This is a genomic window from Streptomyces muensis (genome assembly GCF_021474425.1).
Classification (GTDB): domain Bacteria; phylum Actinomycetota; class Actinomycetes; order Streptomycetales; family Streptomycetaceae; genus Streptomyces; species Streptomyces muensis.
In genome coordinates this window covers 37,258-45,349 of record NZ_JAKEIP010000046.1, presented here as the reverse complement: position 1 = coordinate 45,349, position 8,092 = coordinate 37,258, and the positions used below count along the sequence as shown (strand labels likewise).

Annotated in this window: 6 protein-coding genes and 1 pseudogene; 5 read left to right on the top strand and 2 right to left on the bottom strand. The window is 72.9% G+C overall.

All coding sequences use genetic code 11. The features are described 5' to 3' along the window. Nucleotides 1-210: 210 nt before the first annotated feature. A complete protein-coding gene (locus L0P92_RS14665; protein ID WP_234763096.1) occupies nucleotides 211-1,875 on the bottom strand; it encodes a hypothetical protein in 1,665 nt (554 codons plus the stop codon). 40 nt (nucleotides 1,876-1,915) lie between these two features. Beyond that, on the bottom strand, nucleotides 1,916-2,110 hold the full coding sequence (locus tag L0P92_RS14660; RefSeq protein WP_004002760.1) for a hypothetical protein: 195 nt from the start codon (nucleotides 2,108-2,110) through the stop codon (nucleotides 1,916-1,918). Nucleotides 2,111-2,465: 355 nt separating this feature from the next. On the opposite strand from L0P92_RS14660, the gene L0P92_RS14655 reads away from it, so the two are divergent. From L0P92_RS14655 to L0P92_RS14635, 5 genes and pseudogenes are all read left to right on the top strand, one after another. After that, nucleotides 2,466-2,858: an ankyrin repeat domain-containing protein gene (locus L0P92_RS14655; RefSeq protein ID WP_234763095.1), complete on the top strand. Its 393-nt coding sequence runs from the start codon at nucleotides 2,466-2,468 to the stop codon at nucleotides 2,856-2,858. A 301-nt stretch (nucleotides 2,859-3,159) separates the two neighbouring features. After that, nucleotides 3,160-4,578 carry a HEAT repeat domain-containing protein gene (locus L0P92_RS14650; RefSeq protein WP_234763094.1) on the top strand — a complete coding sequence of 473 codons (1,419 nt, stop codon included), beginning with the start codon at nucleotides 3,160-3,162 and terminating at the stop codon, nucleotides 4,576-4,578. 198 nt (nucleotides 4,579-4,776) lie between these two features. Continuing rightward, on the top strand, nucleotides 4,777-5,907 hold the full coding sequence (locus L0P92_RS14645; RefSeq protein ID WP_234763093.1) for a glycosyltransferase family 4 protein: 1,131 nt from the start codon (nucleotides 4,777-4,779) through the stop codon (nucleotides 5,905-5,907). 8 nt (nucleotides 5,908-5,915) lie between these two features. Beyond that, nucleotides 5,916-7,103 (top strand): glycosyltransferase, encoded by a 1,188-nt coding sequence (locus L0P92_RS14640; protein WP_234763092.1) that lies wholly within the window; start codon nucleotides 5,916-5,918, stop codon nucleotides 7,101-7,103. Beyond that, a pseudogene (locus L0P92_RS14635) lies at nucleotides 7,100-7,924 on the top strand (SGNH/GDSL hydrolase family protein); the annotation flags it as partial. The gene L0P92_RS14640 and the pseudogene L0P92_RS14635, both read left to right, overlap by 4 nt. Nucleotides 7,925-8,092: the final 168 nt, after the last annotated feature.

Below are 8,092 nucleotides of genomic sequence, written 5' to 3'. Positions count from 1 at the left end.
CATCTGGCGCAGCCGGTCCCAGGTACGGCCCGATGAGTTCGAGGCGGGGGGGGCCGCACACGCCCCGGGCGTGGCGGGGTGGGCGCTGGGGCGGTGTGCGGGTGGCGCACGCAGCCCGACACATCGCCGGGGCCGGGCCGGTGCTTCACGCGGCTCGGCATGCTGCCCGGGCCGGGCCGGTGGCTCACGCCGCCTGGCACGCCGCCCGGGTCACGCCGGCTCCGCCGCCACGGCTTCCGCAGGCACCGGCTCCGCCACCACCGCGTCCGCAGGAACCGGCTCCGGCTCCTGGTCCGTCTTGTCCAGCCGGCCCAGCGTCTCCGCCTCCACCGGCGTCGTCCGCTCCGGCAGCAGTTCCAGTACCGCCTGCCGGTGTGCGTCGCTGGTCGCGTCGTCGTACGGGTCCGGGGTCGCCGGGACCTGGAGCCGGTGGACCGGGCCGGTGCCCAGACGGGCGTAGCCGCGGCCGGGCGGGACGTCGGCGACCGGCGTGGTGTGCGGGGGAGCGCCCAGCGCCGTGCGTAGTTGCTCGGCCGTGGCGGGGCCGAGCACGACACGCGCGCGCGTGTGCTGGCGTACCGCGTCGCTCAGCGCGTCCAGGGCGTCCCACTGCTCGGCCACGACCACCGTGACGTTGGCCGAGCGGCCGTGCCGGAGCGGGACCTGGAGCAGGGCCTGCGGGTCCTTGCGGTCGTCCGCGGCGGCGAGGTGGGTGAACGCGGTCGGCCGGTCCAGGAGGATCCACAGCGGGCGCTTGGTGTCCTCCGGCGGCGGGTTGCCCGCCTGGCGGGCCCGGTTCACGGCGATCAGGCGCCGCTCCGTCTCCGTCGCCGCCCACTCCACGCTGGCCAGTGCCCCGGCCAGCCCGCACTCGACCGCCAGGACCCCGTCCCGGCCGGTCAGACACGCGTACTCGCCGGTGCCGCCGCCCTCCACGATGACGACGTCGCCGTACTGCAGGGCCTGCAGGGCGATGGAGCGCAGCAGGGTCGAGGTGCCGCTGCCGGGCTGGCCCAGGGCCAGCAGATGGGGCTCGGTGGAGCGGATGCCGGTGCGCCAGACGACCGGCGGTACGTCGCGCTGCCGGTCGCCGTGGGTGAGGGGCAGCGTGCGCTGGACCAGGGTGGGGTCGGTGAAGCCGAGAACCGTTTCGCCGGGGGCCGTGACGAAGCGCTGGGCGGCGATGTCGGTGGGCAGCGGCGCGAGGACGCTGACCGCGAGCTCGTTGCCCTCCTCGTCCCAGGCGAAGTGGTACTCCCGGCCACGGCCCGACTTCGCGGTCAGCAGGTGCTCGATCCGCGCGCGGGCCTGCGCCTCGCCGTCGGTGAAGTAGGCCGGGTAGCGGACCAGAAGGCTGCTGATCCGGCTGGTGCCGTCGAACTCGTACTCCGGGAAGGCCTTCTCCCACTCGCCGCCGTGGGTGTAGAGCGGCGCGGGATCGTCGGCGGCGGAGAAGTACGGGACCAGCGCCTCGTACAGCGATCTCAGCCGCTCCGTCTGGGACTCGTCGGGTCCCTCGGGCGTGGCCGGTGCACGGTCCCTGCCCTGCCAGGCTGCCGCCGCCATCAGGGTGATGACGGCGAGCAGCGGCCCGTACGGCACCAGCGCCACGACCAGGATCAACGAGGCCACCAGGAACAGCAGCGGTCCGCGCTTGTCCTTGGGGGTGTCGGCCCATCTGCGCCGCCCGGCCGAGGCCAGCCGGCGCAGACCGCGGGTGATCGTGATCAGCGGATGGAGGACGTCAGAGGCGCTGTCGCTCGCCGTCCGGGCCAGTTCCCGGCTTCGGGTGAGCTGCGCCCGGGCCAGCTCCCGGCTTCGGGCGATCTGCGCGCTGCCTGTGCTCAGGATGCGGGGGAGGGGGCGGCGGGCCACTGCTGTCTCCTGGAGGTGCGTACGGGCTGGACGGGCGGCGTCAGAACTGGATGCCGCCCAGGAGGCTCGCCAGGCTCTCGCCGCCGGCCTTGATGCTCGGGGCGATGGCCGTGCTGGCCAGATAGAAGCCGAACAGGGCCGAGATCAGGGCGTGGGACGCCTTGAGCCCGTCCTTGCGGAAGAAGATGAAGACGACGATGCCGAGCAGTACGACGCCTGAGATGGAGAGGATCATGTGAGTGCTCCTGGTTTTGGTGGGGACAGTCACCATGAGTACTTCCAGGCTCACAGGATGTATCCATACGATAAAAGGTGCAACTGGGTGAAATTCCTCAGATTTCCTACTGTTGGCGGAGTGTCCTTGACCGGATGAGCTTGGGTGTTGCGTCCTGCCGTGTCTGCGATGATCTTTGCCGCGGACGCATCGGGTCATGTGCCGCGCGAGCCAGTACCCTGGCGAATCACTCGTACGGCCGACACCGCTCGCCGGTCGTACCCGTGCTCCCCAGCAGTACCGGCAGTACCAGCAGTACCAGTAGTTCCAGCTTTCCCCGCAGTCCCCGTGTTCGTAGTGAGAGGCGGTCCGGCCGATGACTGATGCCCCCGACCCCGAGGTCGTGGAGCTGGCGACCAAGATCTTCGATCTGGCCCGGCAGGGGCAGACCGAGGCGCTCGTCGCGTACGTCGACGCGGGCGTACCGGCCAACCTCACCAACGACCGCGGCGACTCCCTCGTGATGCTCGCCGCCTATCACGGCCACGCCGAGGCGGTCCGCGCCCTGCTCGCTCGTGGGGCCGAGGGGGACCGTGTCAACGACCGGGGCCAGACGCCACTCGCCGGTGCCGTCTTCAAGGGTGAGACGGAAGTGATCAAGGTCCTTCTGGAGGCGGGTGCCGACCCGGCCGCGGGGACCCCGTCGGCCGTCGACACGGCCCGCATGTTCGGCAAGACCGAACTGCTCGAGCTGTTCGGCGCACACTGATCCGAATGATCTGACCAGCGAAAACACGGAAAACGGGGGAGGCGGTACAGGGCCGCCGAAATTTCGGTCGCGGCAGACGGAAGTGCCGAGTCATCATGACGTCGTGATTCACGGACGCGATGGCTGGGCAGGTGTTGCCGCACCGCGCGGGCCGTGATGCGGTCCGCATGGGCCACCGACGAGAGGCAGAGGAAGATGGTCTACAGCAAGCAGGAAACGGCGGGCGCCCCGACGTGTTGTCACGCGGCCAGGTGAAGCAAGAACCCCGGTTGCGTCGACGCTTGATGTGAGGCTGTTTCCCATGTTCGAACCGGTCATAGCGCCCAGCGGTACGCTGCTCGGCCTGCTCCAGCGGGGCCGCGGCGACGGCACACTGCACGCGCTCACCGCCCCGCGCGCCGAGGCGCTCGCGGCCCTGAACCACTGTGTGCTGCGGGACCCCCGCCACGACTGGCAGGTGGAGAACCGCTCCCTTTACTACGCCCGTCTCTACCTCGACCTCAGCGGTGAGCTGGACGAGATCGAGGCGCACCTCTTCGACGTCGAGGACGCTCTCGACACCGAGGAGTCACGCACGGGCCTGGCCCTGGCCGTCCTCGGCCACCTCGCCTCCTACGGCAGGCGGGACGCGCTCCAACTGCTGCGCAGGTACGCCGCCACGGGCTCCAACTGGGCCTGGGCCCTGGACGAGCTGGCGCTCCGGGACGACGACGCGGGGCTGCGTGCCCTCGCCGCGCCCGTCCTCGCGCGTTTCCCGGCCGATCCCGAGGGCGAGGCCGAGCTGGCCACCGCCGTACGCGATGCTTTTGAGCCACGGCCGTGGCGGCTGTGGGCGGAGGATCCGCGCGAGTCGATCGCCACGCGTGTGCGTGCCGCGCACGAGGCCGGCTGCTTCGACCGCTGGCAGCGGCAGATGCGACCTACCGGGCCCCGTCCGGGGTGGAGCGTGCAGGCGGTCTTCGAGTGGGCCCAGCAGGGCATCGAGCGCGGAGCGGCCCTCCATGTGCCCGCCGCGCGGTGCCTCATGGCCGTCGCGGGCCCCGAGGACCGGCCCGAGATCGTCGCCGCCGCCAAGGACGGCACCGACGGAGCCCGCTGTACCGCCTTGCGCTACCTCGCCGACAGCAATGATCCCGACGCCCTCGACCTGATCGAGGCGGCCGTGGTCACCGGCTCGTCGGCGGTCGTGGAGGCCGCCGTCGACGCCTTCGAACGGATGCGCAGCGTCGCCGCCGTCGACCGCGCGCGCGGCTGGGCCCGACGGCCCGATCCGCTGGGCGCCGCCGCCGGACGCATGCTCGCCTGCCGGGGCGGAGCCGAGGACAAGGACCTCGTCCTGGCCGCACTACGGGAGGCCGTACGGGGCGAAGGCCCCGACGCGCCGACGCTGTGGACCCTCGTCGACGGCACCGGACGGCTCGGCATCGCCTGCGCCGCCCCCGTCCTGCGCCATATCTACCGCGAGACCGCCTCCTCCCACCTACGCGGCCGCACCGCCCGCGCCCTGGCCGCCACCGACCCCTCCTTCCCCTCCGGCTTCGCCGTCGAGTGCCTCTGGGACTGTGAGGAGACCACCCGCGAGATCGCCGCCCGGCACGCCGAGACCGGTGACACGCGCGTCGTGGAGCGACTGCGCCGACTGGCCGCCGACCCGGCCGAGGAGGCCGAGGTGCAGACGGCTGTACGCAGTCGCATCGGGCCGGACACGGCCGCCGGCTGACCCAACGGGCGGGCCTGTGTCCGCGCTGTGAAAGTCGCGGAGATCCGCCCGCCGGGTGAACTCCGGGTGACCTGCGGGTCAGGCGTGCATGGACATGACCTGACCCGCCCGGGGGCGCAGCGGAACGCTCATGGGACGTTTGTCGTTCGGAAAGATCCACTTTGACGCGGCCACGTCCAGCACGGCGACAACACCGGTATGCGTGTAGTCATCGTGACCGAATCCTTTCCCCCCGATGTGAACGGCGTGGCCCACTGCGCGCTCCAGACCGCCCGACACCTCGTCGATCGCGGTCACGCCCCCATCGTCGTCGCCCCGGCCCCCGCTCCCGGGCACAAGGCGGCCGCCGCTCTGGCGCCCTGCCCCGTCGTCCATGTCCCCTCCCTCCCGCTCCCCGGCTATCCCCAGGTCAGGGTCGCGCTCCCCAGTCGGCGCCTGGCCGCAGCGCTGATCCAGCACCAGCCCGACATCGTGCACCTGGCCAGCCCCTTCGTCCTCGGCGTCCGTGGCATGGCCGCCGCCGCCCGGCTCGGCATCCCCGCCGTCGCCGTCTACCAGACCGACCTGGCCGGATATGCCCGCACCTACATGGGCGCCGGCGAGGCCGCGGCCTGGCGGCGCATACGGTCCGTCCACTCCGCCGCCGACCTCACACTCGTCCCCTCCAGCGCTTCCATGAACGACCTTGAGGCCCACGGAGTTCCCCGGCTCGAGCTGTGGGCACGCGGCGTGGACACAGCCCGCTTCCGCCCCGGACTCCGGGACGAGGCACTGCGCCGCGAACTCGCCCCGAACGGCGAGACCATCGTCGGCTACGTCGGCCGTCTCGCCCCCGAGAAGCACATCGACCTGCTCGCCGGCGTCTGCGGACTGCCGGGCGTGAAGGTCGTGATCGTCGGCGACGGGCCGAGCCGGCCCGCACTCGCCGAGGCGCTGCCCGGCGCGGTGTTCCTGGGCCGTCGCGGCGGCGACGACCTCGCCCGGATCTTCGCCTCCTTCGACGTCTTCGCCCACACGGGTCCGTTCGAGACCTTCTGTCAGACCGTGCAGGAGGCCATGGCCAGCGGCGTGCCGGTCGTCGCGCCCGCCGCCGGCGGCCCGCTGGACCTCGTCGACCACGGCCGCACCGGGCTCCTGGTGCCGCCGCGCGACGCCGACGCCGTACGGGACGCCGTACGGTCCCTGGTCGCCGACCCCGCGCTGCGGGCCGCCTATGGGGCCGCCGGACGTGCCACGGTCGAGGGACGCACCTGGGCTGTCATCGGCGATCAGCTGATCGCCCACTACGAGGCCGTGCTGAAGGCACGGAGGCCGGCGGTGGCGGTATGAACAGCTCGATGAACACGTCCACGAACGCGCCGGCCAACGCCTCCTTGCGCATCGTCCGGCTGGCGAACTTCGTCGCCCCCGCCTCCGGAGGGCTGCGGACCGCGCTGCGCGAGCTCGGCAAGGGCTTCAAGCTGGCGGGCCACCATCCGGTCCTCGTCGTGCCGGGCGAGAAGCACAGCGACTGCGAGACCGAGCAGGGCCGCGTGATCACCCTGCCCGGCCCGATGCTGCCCGGCACCGGCGGCTACCGCGTGCTCCTCGACAAACGGCGGGTCGCGGCCCTCCTGGAGGAACTCGCCCCCGACCGCCTGGAGGTCTCCGATCGCACCACGCTGCGCTGGACGGGCAGGTGGGCCCGCCGGGCCCGGGTCCCCGCCGTGATGGTCTCCCACGAGACCGCCGACGGAGTGCTGCGCACCTGGGGCCTGTCGGAGAACCTGTCCCGGCGCGCCGCCGACGCCCTCAACGTCCGTACGGCCCACACGTACTCGAAGGTCGTCTGCACCACCGAGTTCGCCGAGCGGGAGTTCGTGCGGATCGGCGCCCGCAACGTCGTACGAGCCCCGCTGGGCGTCGATCTGATGAACCGGCGTCCCACCCTGCGGGACGCGGCGCTGCGCGAGACACACGCGCGTGCCGACGAGAAGCTGCTGGTGATGTGCTCCCGGCTCTCCGTGGAGAAACGGCCCGGCACCGCGCTGGACGCCCTGGAGTCGCTGCGCGGACGCGGGGTGCGCGCGGTGCTCGTAGTGGCCGGAAACGGCCCCCTGCGGGCGCGTCTTGAACAGCGGGCGCAGGAGCGCGACCTGCCGGTGACCTTCCTCGGGCATGTCGCCGACCGCAGCCTGCTCGGCGCGCTCCAGGCCTCCGCCGACATCTGCCTGGCCCCCGGACCCGCCGAGACGTTCGGGCTCGCCGCGCTGGAGGCCATGGCCTGCGGAACGCCCGTGGTGGCGAGTTCGTCGTCCGCGCTGCCGGAGGTGATCGGCTCCGCCGGGGCCACCGCGGCCAACGACGGGGACGCCTTCGCGGACGCCGTGGAGATGCTGCTCGACCGTCCCGAGCGCGAGCGCCGGGAGGCGGCACGCGCGCGTGCGGAGTGCTTCGGGTGGGGCACGGCGGTGGACGCCTTCCTCACCGCGCACGACGCGGCGGTGCCGGTCCGTCCCTTCGCGCGCGCGGAGGGCGCGGCATGAGACCGCTCCGGTACGTCGCCCTCGGGGACTCGCTCACCGAGGGGGTGGGCGATCCCGTGGGGGACGGGTGGCGCGGCTGGGCCGCGCTGCTCGCCGCCGGGCTGTCCGAACCCGCCGCCGAGTTCACCAACCTGGCGGTCAGCGGGGCACAGACGCGAGACGTGCTGGAGACCCAGCTGCCCGCCGCGCTGGCCCTGCGCCCGCAGATCGCGTCCGTCGTCGTGGGCGTCAACGACACGCTGCGCGGCACCTACGACATCGAGAAGATCGCCGACCGCCTCGACAGGGTCTACGCGTCCTTCGCCCGACAGGGCACCGCCGTGCTCACGGCCTGTCTGCCCGACCCGGGCACGATGCTGGGGCTGCCGGGGGTGCTGGGCCATCCGTTGGCCCGGCGGCAGCGGGCGGTCAACACGGTGGTCCACACGCTGTCCGAGCGCTACGGGGCCGTGCATCTGCACGCGGTCGACGACGACTGGATCGGCGACCGCGCGATGTGGAGCTCGGACCGGCTGCATCCCGGGGAGCGTGGGCACCGGCAACTGGCGCTGCGCTTCCACGCGATGCTGGCGAAGCGGGGCATCGCGACCGGGGCCGCGCCTTCGGCCGAGCCCGAGTTCCCGCCGCCCACCAGGTCGGCGAGTCTGCTGTGGCTGGCCACGGCCGGTACCGCCTGGGTGGTCCGGCGCTGCAACGACCTGCTGCCCCAGCTGCTGCGCCTCGCCGTCACCGAGATGCGGCACCGTGCGAAGGGCACCTGCGGCCGGCTCGACCTGCGCGCGGCGCAGTCGGTGTCGGTGGCGCTGGCTTCGCTGGCGGTGCCGGGGTCGGTGCCGGTGCCGGTGCAGGCGTCGGTGTCGGGGCAGCGGATGTCCTTGTCGGAGCAGCGGGTAGTGCCGGAGCAGCGGCCCGTGCCGGAGCCTCGGTCGGTGATCGAGCGGCCTGTGCTGGAGCGGCCCGTGCCGGAGCCCCGGCCGATGTCGGGGCAG

Coding starts and splice junctions, on each gene's coding strand:
- L0P92_RS14660 (WP_004002760.1), bottom strand. CDS start 2,110: ATGATCCTCTCCATCTCAGGCGTCGTACTGCTCGGCATCGTCGTCTTC.
- L0P92_RS14655 (WP_234763095.1), top strand. CDS start 2,466: ATGACTGATGCCCCCGACCCCGAGGTCGTGGAGCTGGCGACCAAGATC.
- L0P92_RS14650 (WP_234763094.1), top strand. CDS start 3,160: ATGTTCGAACCGGTCATAGCGCCCAGCGGTACGCTGCTCGGCCTGCTC.
- L0P92_RS14645 (WP_234763093.1), top strand. CDS start 4,777: ATGCGTGTAGTCATCGTGACCGAATCCTTTCCCCCCGATGTGAACGGC.
- L0P92_RS14640 (WP_234763092.1), top strand. CDS start 5,916: ATGAACACGTCCACGAACGCGCCGGCCAACGCCTCCTTGCGCATCGTC.